19 protein-coding genes are annotated in these 24919 nt (G+C 69.0%); 10 read left to right on the top strand and 9 right to left on the bottom strand.

The genetic code is table 11. The features are described 5' to 3' along the window. Positions 1-35 precede the first annotated feature (35 nt). Complete coding sequence (lipB, locus tag V7053_RS09380; protein ID WP_334172014.1) at positions 36-779, bottom strand: lipoyl(octanoyl) transferase LipB; 744 nt, start codon at positions 777-779, stop codon at positions 36-38. A gap of 77 nt (positions 780-856) precedes the next feature. On the opposite strand from lipB, the gene V7053_RS09375 reads away from it, so the two are divergent. Then, the gene (locus tag V7053_RS09375; protein WP_334172013.1) at positions 857-2401 is read left to right on the top strand and encodes a serine/threonine-protein kinase; all 1545 of its coding nucleotides are present in this window, start codon (positions 857-859) and stop codon (positions 2399-2401) included. Next, on the top strand, positions 2398-5895 hold the full coding sequence (locus V7053_RS09370; RefSeq protein WP_334172012.1) for a S41 family peptidase: 3498 nt from the start codon (positions 2398-2400) through the stop codon (positions 5893-5895). Before V7053_RS09375 ends, V7053_RS09370 begins: the two co-directional genes overlap by 4 nt. A gap of 65 nt (positions 5896-5960) precedes the next feature. Here the strand turns inward: V7053_RS09370 and V7053_RS09365 are convergent, their stop codons facing one another. The 5 genes from V7053_RS09365 to V7053_RS09345 form a co-directional block, all read right to left on the bottom strand. Then, positions 5961-6389, bottom strand: coding sequence for an OsmC family protein (locus V7053_RS09365; protein ID WP_334172011.1), 429 nt, complete (start codon positions 6387-6389; stop codon positions 5961-5963). Between the two features lie 145 nt (positions 6390-6534). Continuing rightward, positions 6535-6906: a hypothetical protein gene (locus tag V7053_RS09360; RefSeq protein WP_334172010.1), complete on the bottom strand. Its 372-nt coding sequence runs from the start codon at positions 6904-6906 to the stop codon at positions 6535-6537. 144 nt (positions 6907-7050) lie between these two features. Continuing rightward, positions 7051-8874, bottom strand: a complete 1824-nt coding sequence (gene sucB, locus V7053_RS09355; RefSeq protein ID WP_334172009.1) for a 2-oxoglutarate dehydrogenase, E2 component, dihydrolipoamide succinyltransferase — start codon at positions 8872-8874, stop codon at positions 7051-7053. A 58-nt stretch (positions 8875-8932) separates the two neighbouring features. Next, positions 8933-10315, bottom strand: coding sequence for a dihydrolipoyl dehydrogenase (gene lpdA / locus V7053_RS09350; RefSeq protein WP_334172008.1), 1383 nt, complete (start codon positions 10313-10315; stop codon positions 8933-8935). Positions 10316-10621: 306 nt separating this feature from the next. After that, the gene (locus V7053_RS09345; RefSeq protein WP_334172007.1) at positions 10622-12154 is read right to left on the bottom strand and encodes a leucyl aminopeptidase; all 1533 of its coding nucleotides are present in this window, start codon (positions 12152-12154) and stop codon (positions 10622-10624) included. A gap of 191 nt (positions 12155-12345) precedes the next feature. Here V7053_RS09345 and V7053_RS09340 point away from each other — a divergent pair, with 191 nt between their 5' ends. From V7053_RS09340 to V7053_RS09325, 4 genes are all read left to right on the top strand, one after another. Continuing rightward, on the top strand, positions 12346-13335 hold the full coding sequence (locus V7053_RS09340; RefSeq protein WP_334172006.1) for a proteasome assembly chaperone family protein: 990 nt from the start codon (positions 12346-12348) through the stop codon (positions 13333-13335). Positions 13336-13345: 10 nt separating this feature from the next. Beyond that, positions 13346-14683 carry an MFS transporter gene (locus V7053_RS09335; protein ID WP_334172005.1) on the top strand — a complete coding sequence of 446 codons (1338 nt, stop codon included), beginning with the start codon at positions 13346-13348 and terminating at the stop codon, positions 14681-14683. Between the two features lie 122 nt (positions 14684-14805). Continuing rightward, positions 14806-16050, top strand: coding sequence for a DUF4192 domain-containing protein (locus V7053_RS09330; RefSeq protein ID WP_334172004.1), 1245 nt, complete (start codon positions 14806-14808; stop codon positions 16048-16050). A 252-nt stretch (positions 16051-16302) separates the two neighbouring features. After that, entirely contained in the window at positions 16303-17613 is a 1311-nt protein-coding gene (locus V7053_RS09325; RefSeq protein ID WP_334172003.1) for an RNA polymerase sigma factor, read from the top strand. Between the two features lie 96 nt (positions 17614-17709). Here the strand turns inward: V7053_RS09325 and V7053_RS09320 are convergent, their stop codons facing one another. After that, on the bottom strand, positions 17710-17931 hold the full coding sequence (locus V7053_RS09320; RefSeq protein ID WP_334172002.1) for a DUF7455 domain-containing protein: 222 nt from the start codon (positions 17929-17931) through the stop codon (positions 17710-17712). Between the two features lie 271 nt (positions 17932-18202). Between V7053_RS09320 and V7053_RS09315 the strand changes: the two genes are divergently transcribed. Continuing rightward, a complete protein-coding gene (locus tag V7053_RS09315) occupies positions 18203-20311 on the top strand; it encodes a DNA gyrase/topoisomerase IV subunit B (RefSeq protein ID WP_334172001.1) in 2109 nt (702 codons plus the stop codon). 45 nt (positions 20312-20356) lie between these two features. Here V7053_RS09315 and V7053_RS09310 read toward each other — a convergent pair whose 3' ends face one another. Then, positions 20357-21334, bottom strand: coding sequence for a M56 family metallopeptidase (locus tag V7053_RS09310; protein ID WP_334172000.1), 978 nt, complete (start codon positions 21332-21334; stop codon positions 20357-20359). 30 nt (positions 21335-21364) lie between these two features. Next, on the bottom strand, positions 21365-21727 hold the full coding sequence (locus V7053_RS09305) for a BlaI/MecI/CopY family transcriptional regulator (RefSeq protein WP_334171999.1): 363 nt from the start codon (positions 21725-21727) through the stop codon (positions 21365-21367). A 251-nt stretch (positions 21728-21978) separates the two neighbouring features. Between V7053_RS09305 and V7053_RS09300 the strand changes: the two genes are divergently transcribed. The 3 genes from V7053_RS09300 to V7053_RS09290 form a co-directional block, all read left to right on the top strand. Continuing rightward, positions 21979-23550, top strand: a complete 1572-nt coding sequence (locus tag V7053_RS09300) for a cytochrome ubiquinol oxidase subunit I (protein WP_334171998.1) — start codon at positions 21979-21981, stop codon at positions 23548-23550. A gap of 11 nt (positions 23551-23561) precedes the next feature. Then, positions 23562-24632: a cytochrome d ubiquinol oxidase subunit II gene (gene cydB, locus V7053_RS09295; RefSeq protein ID WP_334171997.1), complete on the top strand. Its 1071-nt coding sequence runs from the start codon at positions 23562-23564 to the stop codon at positions 24630-24632. A gap of 2 nt (positions 24633-24634) precedes the next feature. Then, positions 24635-24919, top strand: a 285-nt coding sequence (locus tag V7053_RS09290) for a hypothetical protein (RefSeq protein WP_334171996.1), incomplete at its 3' end; no start/stop codon positions are given.

Genomic DNA, 24919 nt, shown 5'->3' with positions numbered 1-24919 from the left:
GATGCGCAGCATCCGGCGTCCCTCGGGTGCGAGCGTCACAGGAGTGCTCCTTCAGTCTGGGCGGAAGAGGAAGAGTCCTCGGTGGTTGGCTCGTCCGCGACGAATTCGTCTGCCCGGCGGGCCAGTTCTTCGGTGATTCTGTCGGCGATGTCCAATGGCCCGACCTCGCGGCCGATCTCGGCGGAGATGGTCGTCGTGCCGGCGTCGGTGATGCCGCAGGCGATGATCTGCTCGTAGGGGTCGAGGCTGTTGCTGCAGTTGATGGCGAAGCCGTGGCCCGTGATGCCGTCGTGCACGCTGATGCCGATGGCCGCGATCTTGCGATCGCCGGCCCGATCGTCGGCGCGCACCCAGACCCCGGAGCGGCCGTCGACGTGTTCGGCCTCGATCCCGTACTCGGAGATCACGGCGATCATGACGTCTTCGAGCAGTTCGACATAGGCACGGACGCCTCGTGGCTCTTTGAGCCGAACGATCGGATAGCCGACGAGCTGCCCGGGCCCGTGCCACGTGAGCTTCCCGCCGCGGTCCACGGGGACCACCGGAGTGCCGTCGAGCGGCCTCTCGTGCTCCTCGGTCCGCTTGCCGGCCGTATACACGGCGGCGTGCTCGAGTAGAAGGACGGTGCTGGGGGCGTTTCCCGCTGCCACCTCGTCGTGGAGCTGACGCTGTGCCGCGAGTCCCGCGGTGTAGTCGACGTAGTCGGGCGCAAACCCCAGCCGGGTGAACGCAAGAGTCATGCGGACAAGCTTAATCCCCCTGAGGGCGGGCGCTGCCATGAGATGACTCACATGGGGGACTCCAGCCTGTGGATAACTTCCGACGCTCGGCGTAGATCTGCGGTAGACAGGGGTGCATGGAACCCACCGAACCAGCGGTCCACGGGTACGACGTCGTCCGCTTCCTCGGGCGCGGAAGCACAGGCGACGTCTGGCTCGTCCGGGAGCAGTCGAGCGGGTGCCTCCGGGCGGCTAAGGTGCTCCGAGCCGGTGCCGGACGCCGAGGATCGGCGGCGCATCCCCACCGGCGCGAGCTCCGCAGGCGCGCCACCCCGCATCCGCACGTGCTGGCCTGCCTTGCCTCCGCGACGGATGCAGCCTCAGGCGCGCCGGTGCTCCTGATGGAGTACGCGGCGGCTGGCTCCCTCGCGCGCCTTGTAGCTGCGCGGGGCCGGCTCACGCCGGGGGAGACGGTCACGACTGTCGGTCCCATCGCCCAGGCCGCGGCCTCCCTGCACGCCCAGGGAGCGGCGCACCTCGACATTGCGCCCGGGAACATCCTGTTCACATCGGAAGGGCGGCCGCTGCTCGCCGATCTCGGCGAGGCACGTCACGTAGGCGATGAGGCGGGGACCATGAGAGGTACCGACGGGTTCTTCGACCCTTTCGCCGAGGGCGTCTCGTTCACCGAGGGCGTCTCGCCGGTGCGCCCTGCTGCCGACGTCTACGGACTCGGTGCCGTCGCCTGGTTCTGCCTTGTGGGCTCGCCACCTGGACCCAGGCGGGCGCGGCCGCCGCTCAGCCTGCTCGCCCCCGGGATCCCCCTCGAGCTCTCTGCGGCCGTCGAGGCGGCGCTCGCGGAGGATCCCAGAGGGCGTCCGACGGCGGCCGAGTTCGCACGCGCCGTCCTGCGAAGTCATCGGCCCGAGCCGGTCGACCTCGCCCCGGCGGTCGACGCCGAGGTTCTCCCCGAACTGGTCACGCGGCTGCAGAAGGGGCCGCCCCGTCGACGCCGCGCGGGTGCGCCGCGCTCGCCGCGGCGCTGGCTCGGAAGGGCCCGATGGGCCGCTTTCGCCGGAACGGCAGCAGTTGCGGCAGCCCTCGCTGGGATGGTCGGCCTCGCAGCGGGGAATATCCCCCGCGACGCGACCCCGGGATCTGGGCCTCCGGCGGCTGGGGCTCCGGCGGATTCTGGGGCGCCGACAGGCTGGTCGACAGTGCCCGACCCGCTGAGGCGAGCGGCGGAGTCCGACGACCCTGTGCAGGCGGTCCAGGCGCTCGCCGAGATCAGGGCGCTCGCCGTGTCTCGCGTGGACCGCGAACTGCTCGCGCGGGTCAACGTCGCGGGAGCCGAGGCGGACCTGGCCGACCGCAGGCTCGCAGACGACCTCGATGCAAGGGGGCAGCGGCTTGAGGGGTTCGCCTCTCGGGTCCTCTCGGCAGAACTCGCAGGGCCAGGAGACGCCGAGACAGGCGCCACCACGGGGGCCAGCGGCAGGACCGCCGTCGTCCGTGTGCACGTGGTGACCTCGGCTTTCGCGGTGCGGGGGAGCGACGGCAGCGAGCTGGCCAGACCCGGTGAGGCGAAGGACCAATGGCTGCGGATCGTCCTCGAACGGCGCGATCTGGGCTGGCAGGTGTCCCGGGTGCTCCCAGCCGCCCTGCCTATGATCGGAGGATGACAGCCTCCAGCTACTTTCGGTACCCCCATGTGCACGGCGACCTCGTTGCGTTCGTGGCCGAGGACGACGTGTGGCTTGCCCCGGTCTCAGGCGGCCGGGCCTGGCGGATCTCGGCGCTTCAGCTCCCGGCCCGCAACCCGCGCTTCACCCCAGACGGCGCGAAGGTGGTCTGGAGCGTGGTCCAGGGGAACGCGCCAGAGGCTGTTGCTGCGGACGTCGACGGCGGAGGCTTTCACCAGCTCACGTATTTCGGTCACCAGTCCACCCGAGTCAAGGGCTTCGACCCGCGGGGCCGAGTCATTGTGACCAGCGCTCACAACCAGCCCGATGCACGCCACACCCACGCCTACGCGGTCCCCGTCGGGGGCGGGTGGCTCGAAGAGCTCCCCTTCGGCCCCGTCGACTCCGTGGCCTTCGGGCCGTCCGTCGGAGACGAGCGGCCCGTCGTCGTCGGAAGTGTCCTCTCCCGCGAGCCCGCGGCGTGGAAACGCTACCGCGGGGGCGCGATCGGCAAGCTCTGGATCGACGTCGACGGCGGCGGCGAGTTCCGCCGCCTGGCCCCTGAGCTCGAGGGCAATATGTGCGATCCGGCATGGATCGGGGGGCGGATCGCGTTCCTCTCGGACCACGAGGGCTACGGCAACGTGTATTCCGTCGAGCGTGACGGTTCCGACCTGCGCCGCCACACGGACTTCGATCGCTTCTACGCGCGCCACGCCAGTTCGGACGGATCGCGGATCATCGTGGAGTCGGCCGGCGGCCTGTGGCTCCTCGACAGCCTCGAGGCGGCACCGCGCCAGCTCGAGGTGAGCCTGGGCTCAGCCTCGACCTCGCGTCGCCCCGTGCCGCTCGCCGTCGGACGTCACCTCGGCGAGGTGGTGCCAACGCACGACGGCGATGCGAGCGTTGTCGAAGCCCACGGCACCGTGCACTGGCTCACCCACCGGGACGGCCCCTCGCGCGTCGTCGAGGCGGCACCTGGCGTCCGTGCGCGTCTCGCCCGTCCCGTCGGCGGGGACCGGGTCGCGTACATCGCCGACCACGCGGGCGAGGAGGCGCTGTTCGTCAGGGATCTTCGGGATGCCGCGGACTGCCACGGAGCGGACGGAGCATCGGCTCGGAGCACCCCCCTCTCGCCTGAGGCCGGGGACGCGCCGACCGAGGAAGCGGGAAGCGCCGTGCCCGCCCCCGTGCCCGTCGGCGCCGGGCCCGGCTCCGCCCTGCCGCAGGCTCCGATTGACCGGGTGGAACAGCGTTCCTACGTCGTGCCGACCCGGGGTGGGCGAGGAACTGCGGAAACCTCCGCAGCTGCCCCCGTGCGGCTCGATCTGCCGACCCCCGGCCGCATCGCCCAACTCCTCCCGAGCCCCGATGGCCGCCACATCGCGCTCGGCACGGCCTTCGGCGAGATCCACCTCGTCGACCTCGAATCGAAGTCCGCCCGCACGCTTTCGACAGTGGAGGAGGGGACCATCGAGCAGCTTGCGTGGAGCCCCGATTCGCGGTGGCTCGCGTGGAGCGAGCCTGTGACGGCCTTTGGATCGCGCTCGAAGCTGCGCATCGCGAACATCTCCTCCGGCGCCGTCGCCGACGTGACGGACGGCCGGTTCTGGGACGCGTGGCCCGCATTCACGCCCGACGGGAAGTACCTCGCGTTCCTGTCGGGACGCAGCTTCGACCCGGTGTACGACGGACACTCGTTCGACCTCGCGTTCCCGAGCCCGATCAAGCCCTACATCGTGCCGCTCGCGGCAACGACGGCCGCTCCCTTCGGACCCCAGGTCGCCGGTTTCGATGGCCAGACCGCGAAAGGGGACGGCGAGGCATCCGCATCGGCCCCGACGAGGGTCGACCTTGAGGGCCTTGCGCATCGCGTTGTTGCCCTGCCCGTCCGGCAGGGCAACTACTCCCGGCTCACAGCGGCGCCCGGGGCCCTCCTGTGGCTCTCCCATGACCTTTCCGGCGCGACGGGAGACGGAAAGGCGAAGCCCGGGGACAAGGACCCTCAGCCCACGCTCGAGCGCGTGGACCTCGCGGACGGTCGCACCACGAGCATCGTGGCCGCACTCGACACCTATCGGCTGAGCGGGGATGGTTCGAAGGTCGTCTATGTCAGCGACCGCCGGGTCAGCTCGGTGCCGAGTGCCGCGAAGGTCGAGGAGGGCTCGCCAGAGCACGTCCGGGTCGAACTGGACCGGATCCGCGTGCGCCTCGACCCGGTCGCCGTGTGGCGGCAGGGGTTCGCGGAGGCGTGGCGGCTCCAGCGGGACTTCTTCTGGACCGCCGATATGGCGGGGCTCGACTGGGCAGAGGTGCGCTCGCAGTACGAGCCCCTCGTCGAGCGCCTCGGCTCCCACGACGATCTCGTCGATCTGCTGTGGGAGATGCAGGGGGAACTCGGGACCTCCCACGCCTATGTGACTCCGAGCCTCGCGACAGAGCCCGGTGCCGGTGGCCAGGGCCGTCTGGGCGGTGAGTTCGACTACGACGACGGCTGGACGGTGCGCCGAGTCCTCGCGAGCGAATCGTCCGACCCGCTTGCGACGTCCCCTCTCGCGGCGCCCGGTGCCGATGTGCGCCCCGGGGATCGGCTCCTCGCGGTCGACGGCGTCCCCCTCACGGCGGAGTTCGGGCCCGCCATGGCGCTGGTGGGCGCCGCGGGCAAGACCGTGGAGCTCACGATGCTCAACGGCTCCGGGCACGGCGAGCACGAAGGCCAACGGCGGCGTATCGCCGTCGTGCCCCTCAAGGACGAGGAGCGACTGCGGTACCAGGACTGGGTGCAGGCAAACCGCCGGCTGGTCCGAGAAGCGTCCGAGGGCCGGTTCGGGTACCTTCACGTGCCTGACATGGGTGCACGCGGATGGGCGCAGCTGCACCGCGACCTCGACACCGAGACGGCGCTCGACGCTCTCGTCGTCGATATCCGCCGCAATCGCGGCGGCCACACGTCCCAGCTCGTGGCCGAGCTGATCGGGCGCCGCGTGACCGGCTGGACCATGCCTCGTGGAGAGCAGCCGCGAACCTACCCGCGCCACGCCCCACGGGGTCCCGTCGTCATCCTCGCGGATGAATTCGCGGGCTCGGACGGCGACATCGTCACCCAGGTGGGCAAGCTTCGCGGCATCGGCCCTGTCATCGGCACCCGGACCTGGGGCGGCGTGGTCGGGATCGACAATCGTTTCCGGCTCGCCGACGGCACGGCCGTGACCCAGCCTCGCTACGCGACCTGGTTCGGCGGCGGAGTGGGGTGGGGGGTCGAAAACCGGGGCGTCGAGCCGGACATCGAGGTCACCTTTCCGCCACACGCCTATGCTGCCGGCGTCGACCCGCAACTCGAGCAGGGCATCGGCGTGCTCAAGGAGATGCTCATGGAGATCCCGACGGAGCGGCCGCCGGCGCGAACGGGCTATCGCTCGGTCCGTCCCGGAGCGCTGCCGCCGCGCCCCCAGGCGCTGACCGTGGCGGGAGCGGCGCTGGCCTACGAAGGCTGAACGAACGGGGGGACCCCGTCTGCGTCAAGTGCGCCGACGGGGTCCCCCTCTTCAATGGCTTGGGATCAGGACTCGAGCTTCGCGTCGAGGGTGATCTCGATCCCGGCCAGAGCCTGGCTGACCGGACAGCCCTTCTTTGCGCCGTCGGCGATCTTCTCGAACTCGTCCTGGGAGAGATTCGGCACCCTTGCCGAGACGGTCAGCTTGCTCGTCGTGATGCCCTTGCCGGGGACGAAGTCGACCTCGGCTCGGGTGTTGATCTCGTCCGCCGTGTACCCGGCCTCTGCAAGCCCATTGCTGAACGCCATCGAGAAGCACGCGGAGTGGGCGGCGGCGATGAGCTCTTCCGGGCTCGTCTTGCCGTTGGCATCGGCGCTGCGCGCCTTCCAGGTCACGTCGTACGTGCCGAGCCCTGACGTGTCCAGAGTCGTCCGGCCGGAGCCCTCCATGAGGGTTCCGTTCCAGACGGTGTGGGCGGTGCGGATGGTAGCCATGCTTCGCTCCTTCGTTGGGTCCTGTGGACTGCTGCGCCGGCCGCCGAGGGCCGGAATGAGTGGACTGGCCCGGCCATCGTAGGCACAAAGACGCCCCGCTCGCGTTCGGATGACGCGGGCGGGGCGTGAGGTGCCTCTTGGACGGTCAGGGCCAGATCGTCGCGATCGCGATGTTGAGGAGGGCGAGGCCGCCGACGGCGTGGGCCAGCCCCGGGGCGACCGGGTCGCCGGCCTTCCGGCGGCGGTTCCCGACGAAGGCGAGCGCGCCCACTACCACGGCGATGATGAACTTGACCGTGAGCTTGACGTAGTCGGGAGAGGCGACGTTCGAGTCTGCCTGCTTGGAGAGCACCGTGATCAGGCCGACGAGGATGATCCCGGTGACGAGCTGGGTCATGGCGCCATCGAACTGGCGGGCGCCTACCGTCGGCTTCTTCATATTCGCGATCCACGGTCCCACGATCATGGCAGCGCCGACGATGTGGAGGAAGACGAAAATGCTCAGGACGACAGTCATGCTCTCGATTCTAGTGTCGGCCCACTGGCCGCCCCTCCCGATACGGAACCCCGAGGATTCCAAGTGGATAACGAATGGAAAGGCTGCGGCCCGGACCCCGCGGGGGAATCCGGGCCGCAGTGTGGGCCGTGAGAGGCCGGTCGGTCAGAGGCCGAGGTCGGCCTCGAACGCGCCAGCCTCGAGGCGCGCCCGGAGCGTCTGCAGGAAGCGTCCCGCGTCCGCGCCGTCGACGAGGCGGTGGTCGTAGGTCAGCGAGAGGTACATCATCGAGCGGATCGAGATGACGTCGTCGCCCTCGGCGTTCTGGGTCACCCACGGGCGCTTGACGATCGCACCCGTGCCGAGGATCGCAACCTGCGGCTGATTGATGATCGGGGTGTCGAAGAGCGCCCCGACCGAACCGATGTTCGTGATGCTGAAGGTTCCGCCCGAGAGCTCGTCCGGTCCGATCTTTCCGCTGCGCGTCCTCGACGCCACGTCGGCGATGCGGCCTGCAAGGCCCGCGAGGTTGAGGTCCCCTGCGTTGTTGATGACGGGAACGAGGAGGCCCTTCTCGGTGTCCACCGCGATCGCAAGGTGCTCCGCGTTGTGGTACGTGATCTCCTGCTTCTCCTCGTTGTACTCCGCGTTCAGCTTCGGGTGCTGCTTGAGCGCCTCGGCGACAGCCTTCGCGATGAACGGGAGGAACGTCAGCTTGACGCCGTTCTGCGCCTGGAAGTTCGCCTTCGCCCGGTCACGGAGCTTGGCGATCCTCGTCATGTCGATCTCGTGCACCTGCGTCAGCTGAGTCGACGTGTCGAGGGACTCGCGCATGCGGCGCGCGATGACCTGACGGATGCGCGGGGCCTTCTCGGTCGTGCCCCGGAGCGACGAGACCGGAGCGGCCGACGGTGCGGCGGGAGCCGAGGGAGCGGAACCGGTCTGCGCCGGGGCCGGCGAAGCAGCCTGCTGGGCGGCCTTCTGAGCCTCGGCCGCAGCGACGACGTCCTGCTTGCGGATGCGGCCGCCCACTCCGGTGCCCTTCACGGTCGAGAGGTCCACGCCCTGCTGGTTCGCGAGCTTCCGGACAAGAGGCGTGACGTAGCCGGCCTCGGCTCCGTTGGACGCCCCAACCGGGGCGGGGGGAGCCTGCTGTGCCGGCGCGCTCTGGGGGGCAGGAGCCTGCCCAGGAGCCGCCGGGGCCGGGGCAGCTTGGGCGAGCGCCTTGTCCTCGTCTTCGGCGGGAGCGGGTGCCGCCTCGGAGGCGACCGCTGCGGGAGAAGCTGCCTCGGGAGCCGGTGCGGACTGGGTGGATGCCTCAGCCGGCGCTGGCTGGGTTGGAGCGGCCTGTGCGGCGGTTCCGGAGCCGATGATCGCGAGAACGGCGCCGACCTCGGCCGTCTCGTCCTCGTTGACACGGATCTCCTGCAGCGTTCCTGCGACGGGTGAGGGAATCTCGGTGTCGACCTTGTCCGTGGAGACCTCGAGGAGAGGCTCGTCGACCTCGACGGCGTCGCCGACACTCTTGAGCCACCGAGTCACCGTCCCTTCGGTGACGCTTTCGCCGAGGGCGGGAAGCGTGACTTCGTGCCCGTCGGGAGCGGCCTGGTCCACGGAGGGCTCAGCTGGCTCCTCGACAGGAGCGGCCTCTGCAGCGGGAGCCTGGGCGGCCTCTGCAGCGGGGGCGGGAGCCGCCTCGGCGGCGGACTCCTGTGCTGGGGCGGCCTCCGCGGGTGCCGAGCCGGAGCCCGACCCGTCGCCGATGCGTGCAAGGGGAGCGCCGACCTCGGCCGTCTCGTCCTCCGCGACGAGGATCTCCTCGAGCACGCCGGCGATCGGCGATGGAATCTCCGTGTCGACCTTGTCCGTCGAAACCTCGACGAGGGGTTCGTCAACCTCGACGCGGTCCCCGACCTGCTTGAGCCAGCGGGTGACGGTGCCTTCAGTGACGCTCTCCCCGAGAGCCGGCAAGTTGACGGATTCAGACATTGTCTCCGTGCTCCTTCGTGCTTCTAATCGTGCGATTGATGTCGGTGCCCGGAGGCTGTCAGCCGTGGAGGGGCTTGCCGGCCAGAGCCAGATGAGCCTCGCCGAGGGCCTCGTTCTGGGTCGGGTGGGCGTGGATGAACTGGGCGACGTCCTCGGGGTAGGCCTCCCAGTTGACGATCAGCTGCGCCTCGCCGATCTGCTCGCCCATGCGGGACCCGATCATGTGGACCCCGACGACGGGGCCGTCCTTCTGCCGCACGACTTTGATGATGCCCGAGGTGCCGAGGATCGAGCTCTTGCCGTTGCCGGCGAGGTTGTACTCCTGGACCTGGACCTGGTCGTCCCCGAATTTCGCCTTGGCGCCCTTCTCGGTGTACCCCACCGTTGCGATCTCGGGCTCGCAGTACGTGACCTTGGGGATGTTGACGTCCTCGACGACGACCGGGTTGAGCCCGGCGATCTCCTCGGCTACGAAGATGCCCTGCTGGAAGCCGCGGTGCGCGAGCTGGACGCCGGGCACGATGTCGCCGACGGCGTAGATGTTGCCCACGCCGGTGTGGAGGCGCTCATTCGTGATGACGAAGCCGCGGTCGATGGTGACGCCCTGCTCCTCGTAGCCGAGGTTGGCGGTCACCGGGCCGCGGCCGACGGCGACGAGCAGCAGCTCGGCCTCGAACGTCTTGCCGTCCACGAGCGTGACCTTGACGCCATTCTCGTCCTGCTCGACGCCCTGGAAGAAGGTGCCGGTGTTGAACTTGATGCCCCGCTTCTTGAACGCCCGCTCAAGCTGCTTGATGATGGCGTCGTCTTCGTTCGGGACGAGCGACGGCAGGCCCTCGACGATCGTCACGTCGACGCCGAAGGACTTCCAGACCGAGGCGAATTCGACGCCGATGACGCCTCCGCCGAGCACGATCGCCGACTTCGGCACGTAGTCGAGCTCGAGGGCCTGGTCCGAGGTGATGACCCGACCGCCGATCTCGAGGCCCGGGAGGGACCGCGAGTAGGACCCGGTGGCCAGGATGATGTTCTTGCCCTTGTAGGCGGTGCCGTTCACGGTGACCGTGTCGGGGCCGGTGAGGCGGCCCTCGCCCTCGATGACCGTGATGCCCTTGGCCTTGATGAGCCCGGACAGGCCCTTGAACTTGCCGGCGATGATCCCGTTCTTGTACGCGTTCACGGCGTCCATGTCGATGCTCTCGAGCGTCACATTCACGCCGTACTTGGCCGCGTCGCGGGCATGGTCCGCGAGTTCAGCCGAGTGGAGGAGGGCCTTCGTGGGGATGCAGCCATTGTGGAGGCACGTCCCGCCGAGCTTGTTCTTCTCGACGAGCCCGACGCTGTAGCCGAACTGGACGGCGCGCAGTGCGGCGGCGTAACCGCCACTGCCGCCACCGAGGACCAAGATGTCGAATTCCTGCGCAGTTGGCTGGTCGGCCACGTGACGCTCCCTCGCATGAAGGACGGCGATAAGCCGTCATGGGTGACAATGTGCCGCCAGCTCGTGCGCCGGCAGGCCCGGTATCAGGGCAACCCTATCGCCCCGACGGACTATGCTCCACCTTCCTAGGGTCGTTTGTCCCGACCTTGTGGCAAGGCTCACGGATAAGGCACAGTTTCGCTCAGTGGAGTTATCTTCTCACTGCACGGAATCGCGCGCGATCGTTGTGGCACGTGATCCCTGTCACAGACAGCGAGAGGGCGTCCGACTGGCAGCCGGGCGCCCTCTCGTGCCGTCGGTGGGGAGTCAGGACGCGGTGTTCCCGAGGTCCTCGACGTAGCGGACGAGGGTGCGCACCATCGCCCCCGTGCCCTGCTTGGGCGTGTAGCCCCAGGCGCCCCCGGTGTTGAACGCCGGGCCGGCGACGTCGATATGCGCCCACGGGATGGGCGAGCCGTCGCCGTTGCTTCCCACGAATTCGCGCAGGAAGATGCCGGCGGTGAGCATCCCGCCCGGCCGGTCGCCCACGTTTGCGATGTCGGCGACAGCGGAGTCCAAGCCCGCCCGGAGCTCGTCCGGAAGGGGCATGGGCCACGCGGCCTCGCCCTCGCCGTCGGCCGCGTCCTTGAGCGCGCCCGTCACCGACGGGTCTCCCATGAGACCCGCCGTGCGCGTCCCGAGGGCGATCAGGGCGGCACCCGTGAGCGTCGCGATGTCGATGATGACGTCAGGCTGCTCCTCGCTCGCCGCGGCGAGGCCGTCAGCCATGACGAGCCGGCCCTCGGCATCGGTGTTGAGGACCTCGACGGTGGTCCCGCCGCGGATCGCGATGACGTCTGCCGGCCGCTGGGCGCTGCCCGACGGCATGTTCTCCGCGATGCAGAGCCACGCCGTCACCTTCGTCTTGACCCCGAGGCGCGCCGCCGCCAGAACGGTCGCGAGGACGGCGGCCGCGCCCGCCATGTCGCTCTTCATCTCGTCCATCTTGGCTGCGGGCTTGATCGAGATGCCGCCGGTGTCGAAGGTGATCCCCTTGCCCACGAGGTGCACCGACGGCGCCTTCGAAGCCTGAGCAGGGACGTATTCGGCCTTGACGAGTCGCGGAAGCCGGGTGCTTCCCTGCCCCACGGCGAGGATGCCCCCGAACCCGTCCTTCTCCAGCCGCTTCTCGTCCCAGACCGTGATCTTGACCGACGTCCCCTTGGCGAGCTCCTTCGCCGCGTCGGCGAACGACGCCGGATACAGCTGGCTCGGGGGCATGTTGACGAGGGTGCGCGTCGTGTTCACGGCCTTCGCGACGACGGCCGCGCGGTTGAGCGCGGCGTCGGCGGCCGCGCTTCCCGCGATCGGGGAGAGGACGACGGCGCGCGCTACGTTGCGCTTCGCCCCATCGCCCGACCGGGTGCGGTGTTCCGTGTAGGAGTAGGCGCCGAGGGCGGCGCCCTCGGCAACGGCCGAGAATTCGGCGACCGTGGGCGCGGGGAAGGCGAGCACGACGCTTTCGAGTCCCGCGAGCTGACGCACCGCTGATCCGGCGGCCCGGCGGAGCTGTTCGCGGGTGGGCCCGGCGCCGTCGACCTTCCCGATTCCCGCGAGCGCGATGATCTGCGTGTGAAGCTCCGGAATGCCAGGGAGCCGGACCAGCGAATCCGCCGCTCCGCTCATCCCCAGCAGCCCGAGGGTGCTCTGGATCGCCTCCGCGTCCTTCGAGCTCAGGGGGCTTTCGAGGAGGACCGGGCCGTCGCTCCCCTGCGCGACACCGATGACAACCGCGTCGCTGGGGGTCTTGCGCAGGTCGCGTGCGATGGCGCTCAGTGACGCTTCGGCATTGATGAACACGGAAGGAGGCCTCGTTTCTTGTGGGAAGGCTTCTCTTGTGGGAAGGCTTCTGGAAGGGCGGCGGGAGGACCTGGGCCGTCTGACGGTCCAAGGGCTGTCCCTCCCGGACTTCCGATCGTAGCGGGTGGTGGAATGATGGACAGCCGTGTTCCGTTGACACGTAGAGGACCACCGAGAGGAGCGAAAGCCAGATGGACCATGCCCTGGGGGGACCCCTTCAGGATCCAGCCGGCCTCTACGCGGCGGCGCAGGAACTGCTGGCGGACCCGGACCTCAAGGGCCTGCCGATGCTCATGGGCTTCACGGGCTTTGCCGACGCAGGCCACGCCGTCGAGCAGATCACGGCCGAACTCCTTCGGGAAGGGGCGGCCCGCACGGTCGCAGAATTCGACGTCGATGCTCTCATCGACTACCGGGCGCGTCGTCCGCGGATCACGTTCGTGGAGGACCACCTCGAGGGCTACAGCCCCCATCGGCTTGCGCTCTACGCGCTCGTGGACGGCCTCGGCCAGCCGTACCTTCTTCTTTCCGGCCCGGAGCCCGACTTCCAATGGGAGCGGTTCGCCCGTGCCGTCGTCGACCTCGTCGAGAAGCTGGACGTGCGCCTTGTCCTTTGGACCCACTCCATCCCCATGCCGGTCCCGCACACCCGTCCGCTCGGAGTCACCGTCCACGGCAACCGGCCCGATCTCGTCGACGGCATTTCCCGCTGGAAGCCGATCGTGAGCGTTCCCGCCGCGATCGGCCATCTCCTCGAGCTGCGCCTCGCGGAGTCTGGCCGCGGCGTGGTCGGATTCGTCGTGCACACTCCGCACTATCTGTCCGAGGCCGAGTACCCGGCCTCTGCCGTCACGGGTCTCGAGCATCTGGGCGCCGCCGCCTCACTCATGCTGCCGACCGACCGGCTTCGCGAAGCCAACCGCGAGATCGAGCGGCAGATCGCCGATCAGGTCGCCGGCTCGGACGACGTCCGGGAACTCGTGGAGGGTCTCGAGGAGCGCTTCGACGAGCGTTCGGCCGACGCACCGCAGCGCTCGCTTCTCGCCGCCATGAGCGGTGAACTGCCGGACGCCGAAGTGCTCGGCGCGGCCGTTGAGGCATACCTTGCCGCCCAGGAAGAGACGAAGGACACTGGCGCCGACGACGACGGATCCAAGGGAGGCGGGGCCCCCGCCGACTAGGATCGGGGGAGTGAACAGCTGGCGCGCGTGGATGGTGTGGGGGATCGGGGTCTTCGCGTACCTCGTCGCGGTCATGCAGCGGACGTCGTTCGGCGTCGTCGGCCTCGAGGCGTCCGCCCGCTTTCATGTGGGCGGGGCCGTGCTCTCGTCCTTCACGGTGCTCCAGCTCGTCGTGTACGCATCGCTGCAGATCCCCGTCGGCATGCTCGTCGACCGGTTCGGTTCGCGGATCATGGTGGCGATCGGTGCCGTGTTCATGGGGCTCGGGCAGCTCCAGATCGCCGTGGCCGAGACCACCGTGACAGGAATCATCGGGCGCATGCTGGTCGGCATGGGCGACGCGATGACGTTCGTTTCCGTCCTGCGGCTCGTTCCCCTCTGGTTCAACGCCAGACGGGCCCCCCTCCTCACGCAGCTCACCGGCATGCTCGGGATGCTCGGCCAGCTCGTGAGCGTCATCCCGTTCCTCGCCCTCCTGCATGCGCGCGGCTGGACAACGGGCTTCCTCTCGCTGGCCTCGATGTCGGCCCTCGTCGTCGTCCTTGTCCTCGCCCTGCTCCGCAACGCGCCGGAAGGCACGGCGCCCCGGGAGCACACGCAGCCCGAGGGGACGCGCGCGGTCCTCGCCGCCGCGTGGCGCCAGCCGGGGACACGTCTCGGGCTGTGGAGCCACTTCACAGTCCAGTTCAGCGGCAACGTGTTCGCATTGGCCTGGGGCTTCCCCTTCCTTGTCGCAGGGCAGGGCTACGATTCGGGCACGGCTGCCGGGCTCATGTCCTTCTTCGTCGTCGTGGCGCTGTTCGCAGGGCCGCCTGTGGGACGTTTCGTTTCGCGCCATCCGCTGCGCCGGTCGACGCTCGTGCTGCTCATCACGGCACTGACAGCCCTCGTGTGGGCCGTTGTCCTCGTGTACCCCGGGCAGGCGCCGCTGTGGTTGCTCGTGATCCTCGTCGCGGCGCTGGCGGTCGGGGGCCCGTCGTCGATGATCGGGTTCGATTTCGCGAGAACGTTCAATCCGTCGCACCGCCTCGGCACCGCCACGGGGATCGTCAACTCCGGTGGGTTCGTCGCGGCCCTCATCACGATGTTCCTCATTGGATGGCTCCTCGACGTCCAGCACGCGATGGGACTCTCGCCCGCGGGCCTCTATTCGCTCAGCGCGTTCAGGGTGGCACTCGCCGTCCAGCTGCTGGTCATGGCCTTCGGGGCCTCCATGATCCTTCGGGTGCGCCGCAAGGTCCGCCGCCAGCTGGCGGCCAACGGCGTCCACGTCGCCCCCTTGCTGGTGGCCGTCCGAGCAGCCTGGGCAGAGTACCGCTCTCGGCGCACCGCGGAGGTCGAGGGCTAGGCCCGTCGGGTCTTCGCCGGTTGGTCCTCCCCAGCCCGACTGTGGTCGCATCTTTCCGTCGATTCTCCACATAGCCCTGAATCCGTCGGTCGAGCGCGTGAGGGGCACTCAAGACTGGGCGCATGGACGAGAGCAGCGACCACTTCCTTCCCGCTTCCGAGCCCGGCCGCGCCGACGCGCTATGCGTGCGCGAACCGGAGGACCTGCTCGGCTACATCCCCCACGCCCTCGGAGAGTGGCCGCAGGAGAGTCTCGTGGGAGTCACCGTGGGGGCGGGCTCGGTGGGGGTTTCCGTGCGCGTCGATCTGCCTGACGTCTTGGAACCGGCGGAGCTTGCGCGCTTCGCCGCAACCCTGTGCGACTATCTCGCCACCGATCCGCTGGCGGACGGCGCGGTGCTGGCGGTGTATTCGGCAGCGGAATGGCGGGACCTCGAGGCCCCGCCGCATGCTGCGACTGTGACGGCGGCAGCGCTCGCCCTGGCGGACTTCGGGATTCCGCTTCTCGACGCGTGGCTCGTCGGCGAACGCACGTGGCGAAGTCTCCTGTGCGAGCAGGCGGCCTGCTGCCCGTGGCCCGGACAGTCGATCGAGACAATCAGGGGCAGCCGCGTGAGCGCAGAACTCGTCTATCGGGGCAGCTCCTTCGAATCCGGTGCCTTCCCCCAACGCAGTGAAGCCGTGGCTCGGCGCGGACCTGGTGAAGAGCGCCCCGAGGCGTGGTGGGATCCCGGGACCTTCGCCGCTGCGCTCGCAGCGTGGGATGAGACGCTCTCGGCGCCCCGCATGCCTGACGACGACCGCTTGGGACTGCTCGGCGCCTCCCTCCTCCGCCCTGCACTCCGAGACGCAGCGGTTGTCGCGGCCGCGCTCGGCGGGCCGGCAGCGTGGCAGGGGAGCCGCGCCATCGGAGCGCTCGATCCATGGCCGGGCGCTGCAGATGCGAAATTCCCGGCTCTGGCTGGAGGTCTGAGCACCGCCGGAGTCGGCGTGAGAGTCCGGGAATGGGAGGACGGGGGCGCCGGCGGGGAAGACGTTGACGCGGCGCTCGAATTCGGCGCGGTCATCCTGGGCCGGACCCGGGAGCGGCCCCTGTGGGAGCGAATCGGCCGGCTCGAGCGAATGATGAGGGTGCTCGTCGAAAGGGAGGAGCCGGAGGTGCGGGCACCCGCGCTCGCCGTGCTCGGCTGGATCTTCTGGGCGCGGGGCCGGGGCTCGAAGGCGTCGGGATTCCTTCGCCGAGCCCTGGCCGCGGCGCCAGGCTACCGCTTCGCCGACCTCCTGGTCCGCGTGGTCGACGGCGGAGAGCTCGCCGGCTGGGCGCGATGTCCTGAGACGGCATGGCGTCGCATCAGCGAGGCGGCGTAATCCATTGGGCGAGTGAATGCGGCCTCGGGGGCGCGGCCGTGCGACAATGGACGGCAGACCCGGTCGGGTCCGAGCACTGGAAGCCAGAATCGTCCTCGTTAATTTCGCACTGGCGGGAACGAATCTTGCAGCCGAGGGGTTGATACATAAGACCCTTCGGTCCGGGACGCGCTCTGCGCGAAGCACGGACTTGACAGGGTCATAGTGGTGTTGCCCTCATGGCGGCGCCAGGACAGCGGCAGGAAGGTGATCGTGACGCCCCCCACGGAGAAGGAAACAGCTGAGAAGGCCACGGTGGAGACCGAGGCGCGCAAGGCTGCATCCACCAGGCGCACTTCGACGGGCTCGCGCTCCAAGAGCACGACCGCAACCAAGGCCAAGGTGACTGCGCGGAAGTCTGCCAGCAGCGACGCGGCGCCCACAAAGACGTCCCCGAAGGGCGATGCCCCCGAGGACGCCGTCGAGACCGAGGCGCTCGAATCAGAGGCCACCGATCTTGATGCCGTGACTCCCGGCGAGGACGAGATCGCGGCCGAGACCGACGTCGAGGAAGACGGCGACGCGAAGACCGCCCCCGGAACTTCGGCTGCCATGGTCATCTCCGACGCCGATGAGGACGACGCGCCGGTCCAGCAGGTGACGTCTGCCGGCGCGACGGCTGATCCCGTCAAGGACTACCTCAAGCAGATCGGCAAGGTGGCCCTGCTGAACGCGGAGCAGGAGGTAGACCTCGCGCTCCGCATCGAGGCCGGGCTCTTCGCCAAGCACAAGCTCGAGGAAGAGGGTGCGACCTACGACGCCCAGTTCCGGCACGACCTCGAGCGGATCGTGCACGACGGCGAGCGGGCCAAGAACCACCTGCTCGAGGCGAACCTCCGACTGGTCGTCTCCCTCGCGAAGCGGTACACGGGTCGCGGCATGCTCTTCCTGGACCTCATCCAGGAAGGCAATCTCGGCCTCATCCGCGCAGTCGAGAAGTTCGACTACACGAAGGGCTTCAAGTTCTCCACCTACGCAACGTGGTGGATCCGTCAGGCCATCACGCGCGCGATGGCGGACCAGGCCCGGACCATCCGCATTCCCGTGCACATGGTCGAGGTGATCAACAAGCTCGCCCGTGTGCAGCGGCAGATGCTGCAGGACCTCGGGCGCGAACCCACGCCGGAAGAGCTCGCCAAGGAGCTCGACATGACGCCCGAGAAGGTCGTCGAGGTGCAGAAGTACGGCCGCGAGCCGATCTCGCTGCACACACCGCTCGGTGAGGACGGCGACTCCGAGTTCGGCGACCTCATCGAGGACTCCGAGGCGGTCGTCCCGGCGGACGCGGTGAGCTTCACGCTCCTGCAGGAGCAGCTGCACTCGGTTCTCGACACGCTCTCTGAGCGTGAAGCCGGTGTGGTCGCGATGCGCTTCGGCCTGACCGACGGCCAGCCGAAGACACTGGACGAGATCGGCAAGGTCTACGGGGTAACGCGCGAGCGTATCCGCCAGATAGAGTCGAAGACCATGTCGAAGCTCCGCCACCCGTCGCGCTCGCAGGTGCTGCGCGACTACCTCGACTAAGGCCAGACGCTGGGCTCGCTCCGGCGAGCCCAGCACGAGAGAGGGCCCGGACGCCTTGTAGGCGTCCGGGCCCTCTCTGCAGCTGGAGCGCGAGCGTCAGTCTTCGGGAACGGCCGTGCGCTCGGTCAGTCGATCCGTCTCATCATGCCAGTGCGACGCGAGCGGGCGGAGACGGCCCTCGACTGCGCGCGCGTGGTGGGCACAGAACAGGAGCTCGCCGCCGGACGTCTCGAGAACCACTCGGACGTAGGCCTGGGCGCCGCAGCGGTCGCAGCGGTCGACGGCGGTCAGGGTGCGGTCCGCAAGGGCTGAAGTCATCTTGGCCTCCTTCACAGATACCGGGCGGTTCCACGGTGGTCTTACCCATCTAACACCCCGGCCTGCTCTAGACCTTCCACAAAACGGTTGCGTTTCGCTCGCGGCGTATCAATGTTCGATAACGGGAAGCACCCCGCAAGGCCTCCCTCGCCCCGAATTCGCTGGGCCTTCCGGGTGGCGCGAGAGGGAACTGCTGCGCGTGCGGCTACCCTGTATGAACAGGGCGCGTCGTCCGCCCGCCTTCCCCTGCCTCATAAGGAGCCTCTCGAGCGTGACCCCGAGCTCTGAATACACCGCCAGGCACCTGTCTGTCCTCGAAGGCCTCGAGGCTGTCCGCAAACGCCCCGGCATGTACATCGGTTCGACCGACTCCCGAGGTCTCATGCACTGCCTATGGGAGATCATCGACAACTCGGTCGACGAGGCGCTCGCGGGATTCGGGCACGACATCAAGGTCATCCTCCATCCGGACGGCTCCGTCGAGGTTCACGACGACGGTCGAGGCATCCCGGTCGATGTCGAGCCCAAGACCGGACTCACCGGTGTCGAGGTCGTGTTCACGAAACTGCACGCGGGCGGCAAGTTCGGCGGCGGGTCGTACACCGCTTCGGGCGGCCTCCACGGGGTTGGAGCGTCGGTGGTCAATGCGCTGTCAGCGCGTCTCGACGTCCACGTGGACCGCGGCGGGAAGACCTACAAGATGTCCTTCCGGCGCGGCGAACCGGGCCGCTTCGCCGATACAGGCTCTCGCCTGAGCCCCGATGCCCAGTTCGAGCCGTTCGTCGACGACTCGGTGCTCGACGTCGTCGGCAAGGCCAAGCGCGGCGTGACGGGGACGCGCATCCGGTACTGGGCCGACCGGCAGATCTTCACCCCCGACGCGAAGTTCTCCTACGACGAGCTCGCGGGCCGCGCACGCCAGACCTCGTTCCTCGTGCCGGGCCTTCGCATCACGGTGCGCGACGAGCGTCGGCAGCCGGGCACCCCGGGTGAGTCGGGACCCCACGAGGAGGTGTTCCACCACGACGGCGGCATCTCGGAGTTCGTCGACTTCCTCGCGATCGACGCACCCGTCACCGAAACGTGGCGCCTCCACGGCTCGGGGACGTTCAAGGAGACCGTCCCCGTGCTCGACGAGCGAGGACACAGCCAGATCGCCGAAGTCGAGCGCGACTGCGATGTCGACGTCGCGCTCCGCTGGGGGGTCGGGTACGACACAACCGTGCGGACCTTCGTCAACATCATCGCCACGCCCAAGGGCGGGACGCACCAGGCCGGATTCGAGGCCGCGCTGCTCAAGGTGTTCCGCAAGGCCGTCGAGGCGAATGCGCGCAAGCTCAAGGCCGGCAACGACAAGATCGAGAAGGACGACGTCCTCGCCGGCCTGACAGCCGTCCTCACGGTGCGTCTGGCCGAGCCACAGTTCGAGGGCCAGACGAAGGAGATCCTCGGTACCGCCCCGGTGCGGCAGATCGTCTCCAGGGTCATCGAGAAGGAACTCGGCGCCAAGCTCACCTCCACGGCGCGCGGGGACCGCAACCAGACCGCGGTCCTGCTCGAGAAGGTCGTCAACGAGATGAAGTCGCGCGTGACGGCGCGCCTGCACAAGGAGACGCAGCGCCGCAAGACCGCCCTCGAGTCCTCGACGCTGCCCGCCAAGCTCATCGACTGCCGCACCGACGACGTCACGCGATCCGAGCTGTTCATCGTCGAGGGGGATTCGGCCCTCGGCACGGCGCGGCACGCGCGCTCGTCCGAGTTCCAAGCGCTCCTGCCGATCCGAGGCAAGATCCTCAACGTCCAGAAGGCGTCAGTCGGAGACATGCTCTCCAACGCCGAGTGCGCGGCACTCATCCAGGTCGTCGGGGCTGGATCCGGGCGCAGCTTCGACATCGAGGCCGCGCGCTACGGGCGCGTCATCCTCATGACCGACGCGGACGTCGACGGCGCCCACATCCGCACGCTCCTCCTCACCCTCTTCTTCCGGTACATGCGCCCGATGATCGAAGAGGGCCGCGTGTTCGCCGCGGTGCCCCCGCTGCACCGGGTCGAGGTGATCAACCCTGGGAGCAAGGCGAACGAGATGGTGTACACCTACTCCGAAGGGCAGCTCCATGCCCTTCTGAAGCGTCTCGAGGCTGAGGGGCGGCGCTACAAGGAGCCGATCCAGCGGTACAAGGGACTCGGGGAGATGGATGCCGATCAGCTCGCCGAGACCACGATGGACCCGCGCCATCGGAGTCTCCGTCGCGTCACGATCGAGAGCGCGCAGCGGGCCGAGGAGGTCTTCGAGCTGCTCATGGGTTCGGAGGTCGCGCCCCGAAAGGACTTCATCGTGTCGGGCAGCGCGAACCTCGATCGCGAGCGCATCGACGCCTGACGCGTCGCGCTCGGCGCCGAGTTCAGCGGGCGGTGACGGGTCGGGTCAGCTGACGAGCCCGGGAGCGAGCAGAAGAGCGGTCGGCAGCGCGAGCATGAGCCCGGACGTCGCGAGCACCGCCGTCGTCTGGGCCCGGGTGAGCTGGGGCTGTGGTGTGAGGAGTCGGCTGAGGCGCGCGGCGAGGGATGCCTCGCCCTCTTCGGGGGCCCCGGGGGACCCCGGCGCCTGGGGGCCTCCGAGCATGGGTTCGTCCTGACTGGTCGCGGACGCGGCCGAACCGACGGCGACCAGGGCGATTGCCCGGACGAGGACGTCGTCGGGCGCTGTCCTGCGGGCCACGTCGTCGGCCAGCATTTCGACGAGCGAGGAGACCGCCTCGCGGGAGAGCCGTGACGTCGGAAGCCACGGGAGTGCCTGGCGCCAGGCCTCGAAGGCCCAGAGCAGAAGGTGGTGCCGCTGGGTGAGGTGCGCGCGTTCATGTTCGACGACGGCGGCGAGCTCGCCGGGGGACAGGGCCTCCACGAGGCCGTCGGAGAGGACCGTGACGGACCTCGAACCCCCGGGAAGGCAGTAGGCGACGGGGGCCGGATGGTTGATCACGAGCGTCCGCTCGATGGCCCCGGAGGGCAGGCTGAGCACTTCAAGGAGCTCACGGTGCCTCCGGCGCTGGCTCGTGATCCGCGCATACGTGAGGCCCAGCGTGAAGACGAGGTGCGTCCCGAGCAGCGCAGCGGCGCAGAGGGCGAAGAGGTGCCAGAACTGCAGTTCGTCGGAGGACCTGTTCTCCAGGACGAGGGACGTGGCTCGCCCGATGGCCTGGAGCAGGTTGTCCCCGAGGGGCTGGAGGCCGTACACGAGCATCGCCCCGATCATCGACAGCCCTCCCGCGAGGGCTATCGACTGCCACAGGACCATCGCGGCAAACGGTGAGCGCGCCGTCCACCGGGCGCGCGAAAGTGCGACCGGCACCGGCCACGCGAGCAGGATTGCCAGCAGTGCGAGGAGATACGAGGCTACGAGCACGACCGTCCTCGGCGACGAGGGGCTTGCGGGTCAGCCGCGGGCGAGGAGTTTGCGGAGTGTGGCGGCCTCGGCCTCGGTCACGCTGCCGATGAAGCGAGCGAGGACTGCCTCGCGGTCGGGCGCCGTGCCGAGTGCCTCGTGCATGAGCCGGGCAGTGTGGTCTTCTCGGGTTGAGATGGCCCGGTAGCGGTGCGGGCGCGTGCCCCGCTCACGCTCCACGAGTCCCTTCTTCTCGAGACGTGAGAGGACGGTAAGGACGGTCGTGACGGCGAGGTCCTTGCCCTGTACTTCGCTCTGTGCGAGACGGTCCCGGAGCTCGTTGGCCGTCGCTGCTTCCACTGTCGACCAAAGCTGGTCCATGACCGAGCGTTCGAGCTCCCCCAGGCTTGCCATCGTTGTGTCCTTCCGTGCTGCCGATGCGGTCCCATTCATCGGGTGGTGACCCATGAGCCGCACTCTCCATTCTACGCGAGGTAGAAGAAAAAGTGGTCAAGCGCCCGCGCGTCGCCCTCCGCGCCGCTGACAGGGGCCGAGGATCGGGCTTCAATGTTTCGTGAGGATCTTCCACGTGTTCTACACTGTGTAGAAGTCAGAGCTTCTACGGATTGTAGAAAATCGGGTTTCCGCCCTCGACAGGAGCGAACATGGACGCCTTGGAAATCGCCCGCTGGCAGTTCGGCATCACCACCGTCTATCACTTCATGATGGTCCCGCTCACGATCGGCCTCGGCCTCGTGGTGGCCGTCATGCAGACCGTCTGGTTCCGCACCCGCAAACCCGAGTACCTCCGGATGACGAAGTTCTGGGGGAAGCTCTTCCTCATCAACTTCATCATGGGCGTGGCGACCGGCCTCGTGCAGGAGTTCCAGTTCGGCATGGCCTGGAGCGAGTACAGCCGCTTCGTCGGGGACGTCTTCGGTGCGCCGCTCGCGATGGAGGCACTGCTCGCCTTCTTCGTCGAGTCGACTTTCCTCGGCCTGTGGATCTTCGGCTGGAAGCTCCTCCGACCGGGCCTCCACCTCGCCGCGCTCTGGTGCGCCGTCGTCGGCTCCGCCGTCTCGGCCTACTTCATCATCGTGGCCAACAGCTGGATGCAGCACCCGGTCGGCGTCAAGGTCGTCGACGGCCACCCGGTCATGACGGACGCGTGGGCCGTCTTCACGAACAACACCGCGCTCGTCGCCGTGCCGCATACCCTGTTGGGTTCGCTCGGCGTCGCCGGCGCCTTCCTTCTGGGCATCTCGTGGTACCACCTGTGGCAGCGGCGCAAGGACGGGATCGACACCGTCGGCCCCGACGGTCGGGTCATCCCGGGGGAGAACCCCGACCTGCCCGGCCGGGACCGCACCGACCACCGGGTCTGGCTCCGGAGCCTGCGGATCGGCGCCCTCGTCGCCATGGTCTCCTTCGCGGGGACGGCCATCACCGGTGACATCCAGGGCAAGCTCATGTTCGTCCAGCAGCCCATGAAGATGGCCGCGGCGGAAGCGGCCTGCCACGACGGCACGAGCTTCTCGGTGCTCTCGGTCGGCGACGTGGGGTCGAAGGACTGCTCGAACGTCGCAGCCGTCATCGAGATCCCCGGGCTCCTCTCGTTCCTGGCCCACGGCGACTTCACGACCGACGTCAAGGGCGTCAACAGCCTCATTCCCCAGTACCAGGCCGAGTACGGCACGAATCTCCCCAACAACCCGATCTACGGCGATCGCGCGGGTCAGCCCATTCAGTACGTCCCGGTCATGGAGGTCACCTACTGGGGCTTCCGCATGATGATCGGATTCGGGGCCCTCGCTGCGCTCGCGGCCGCGGTAGCCCTGTACCTCACGCGCAAGGGCACGGTTCCCCAAGCGAGGTGGCTCATGCGGCTCGCGGTCGTCGGCATCCTGGCTCCCTTCGGCGCGAACGCAGCGGGCTGGATCTTCACGGAGATGGGCCGCCAACCGTTCGTCGTCGCGCCCAACCCGTCGATGGCCGGCAGCTTCGACCAAGTCTTCATGTTCACGGCTGCCGCGGTGTCGCCGGGAGTGAGCGCGGGCGAGCTTCTCACCTCGCTCATCGTCTTCTGCGTCATCTACGCAGCGCTCATGGTCGTCGAGGTGCGCTTGCTGTGGCGCTACACGCGCGGCGGCGTCGCGTCCGCGATGCCGGAGCTCGCCGAGAAGCACGACGACGGCGAGGACAAGCAGTCCGACGACGTCCTGGCCTTCGCCTACTAAAGGAGCACGCCGTGAATCTTCCCACTGTCTGGTTCTGTGCGGTTGCCGTCCTCTGGATCGGCTATCTCTTCCTCGAAGGCTTCGACCTGGGCGTGGGCATGCTCATGAAGATCTTCGCCCGCACCAATGAGGAGCGCCGCGTCCTGCTCAACACCGTCGGGCCGGTGTGGGACGGCAACGAGGTGTGGCTCATCACGGCGGGCGGTGCGACGTTCGCCGCGTTCCCGCGGTGGTACGCCTCCCTGTTCTCGGGGCTGTACCTTCCCCTCACGCTCGCCCTGGTCGCGCTGATCTTCCGCGCGGTCGCGTTCGAGTACCGCGGCAAGATCGCCTCCGCCCGCTGGACCGCGGCATGGGACTGGGCGATCGCCCTCGGCTCGTTCTTCGCCGCGTTCTGCGTCGGTGCGCTCCTCGCCGTCACGACGACCGGCCTGCCTCTCGACGCCAACGGCGACCGGGTCGGAGGACCCTTCGCGTGGTTCAGCGGCTACGCCGTCCTGGGGGGCGCCGCCGTCGTCGGCTTCTCGCTCGTCCACGCCCTCGCGTTCCTCGCGCTCAAGACCGACGGCGAGATCCGCTCGCGCGCGCACCTCGCGTTCCGGCGCTGGATGCCGCTCGGCATTCTCCCGCTCGTCGCGTGGGTGGTTGCGATCCAGTTCCGGAGCGGGGCGTGGTGGAGCTGGACGCTCACCGCGGTGGCGGCGGTTGCTGCGGTCGCCTCGTGGGCGCTCGCCCGACGCGGCTCCGAGGGCCGCGCGTTCCTCCTCATGGCGGTGTTCCTCGCGGCCGGGGCCGCCGCAGTCTTCAGCGCCGTCTACCCGGTCGTGCTGCCGTCGACTCTGAGCCCGGCGAACAACCTGACCGTCGCCACGGCGTCCTCCTCCGCTTACACGCTCGGCCTCATGTCGATCGTGGCCCTCATCGGACTCCCGCTCGTCTTGGCCTACCAGAGCTGGACGTACTGGGTGTTTCGGAGGCGTATCACGCTCGGCAGCATCCCGTCCGCGCACAACGTCGTCCCTGCGTTCCTCACGCGCCTCGTGTCGGGGCGTGGAGCGACCGAACCGCCTGTGGGCGCCTGACCGTGCGTCCGAGCATTCCCAGCGGCCGGGCGACCAAGGCGGCGGTCGTCTTGTTGAGCGTCCTCGGTGCCGCGAAGGGCGCCGCGGTGATCCTCATCGCGCAGGGCGTCGCGTCGGGCCTCGCCGCGGCATTCGCCGGGCGGACCGACTGGCGGGCTCCCGCCCTCATCGCGGCCTCGGGCGTCGTGCTTCGCGCCCTCGCCGAGTGGGGATCCCTCCAGGCGGGCCGATGGGCCGCCGTCGGGGTCCGGGAGGAGCTCCGCGCGCGGCTCGTCGGCGCGGCCCTC

The organism is Sinomonas sp., from assembly GCF_036848755.1.
GTDB lineage: Bacteria > Actinomycetota > Actinomycetes > Actinomycetales > Micrococcaceae > Sinomonas.
The sequence above is the reverse complement of the archived record's forward strand: the minus strand, read 5'-3'. Positions and strand labels throughout refer to the sequence as shown.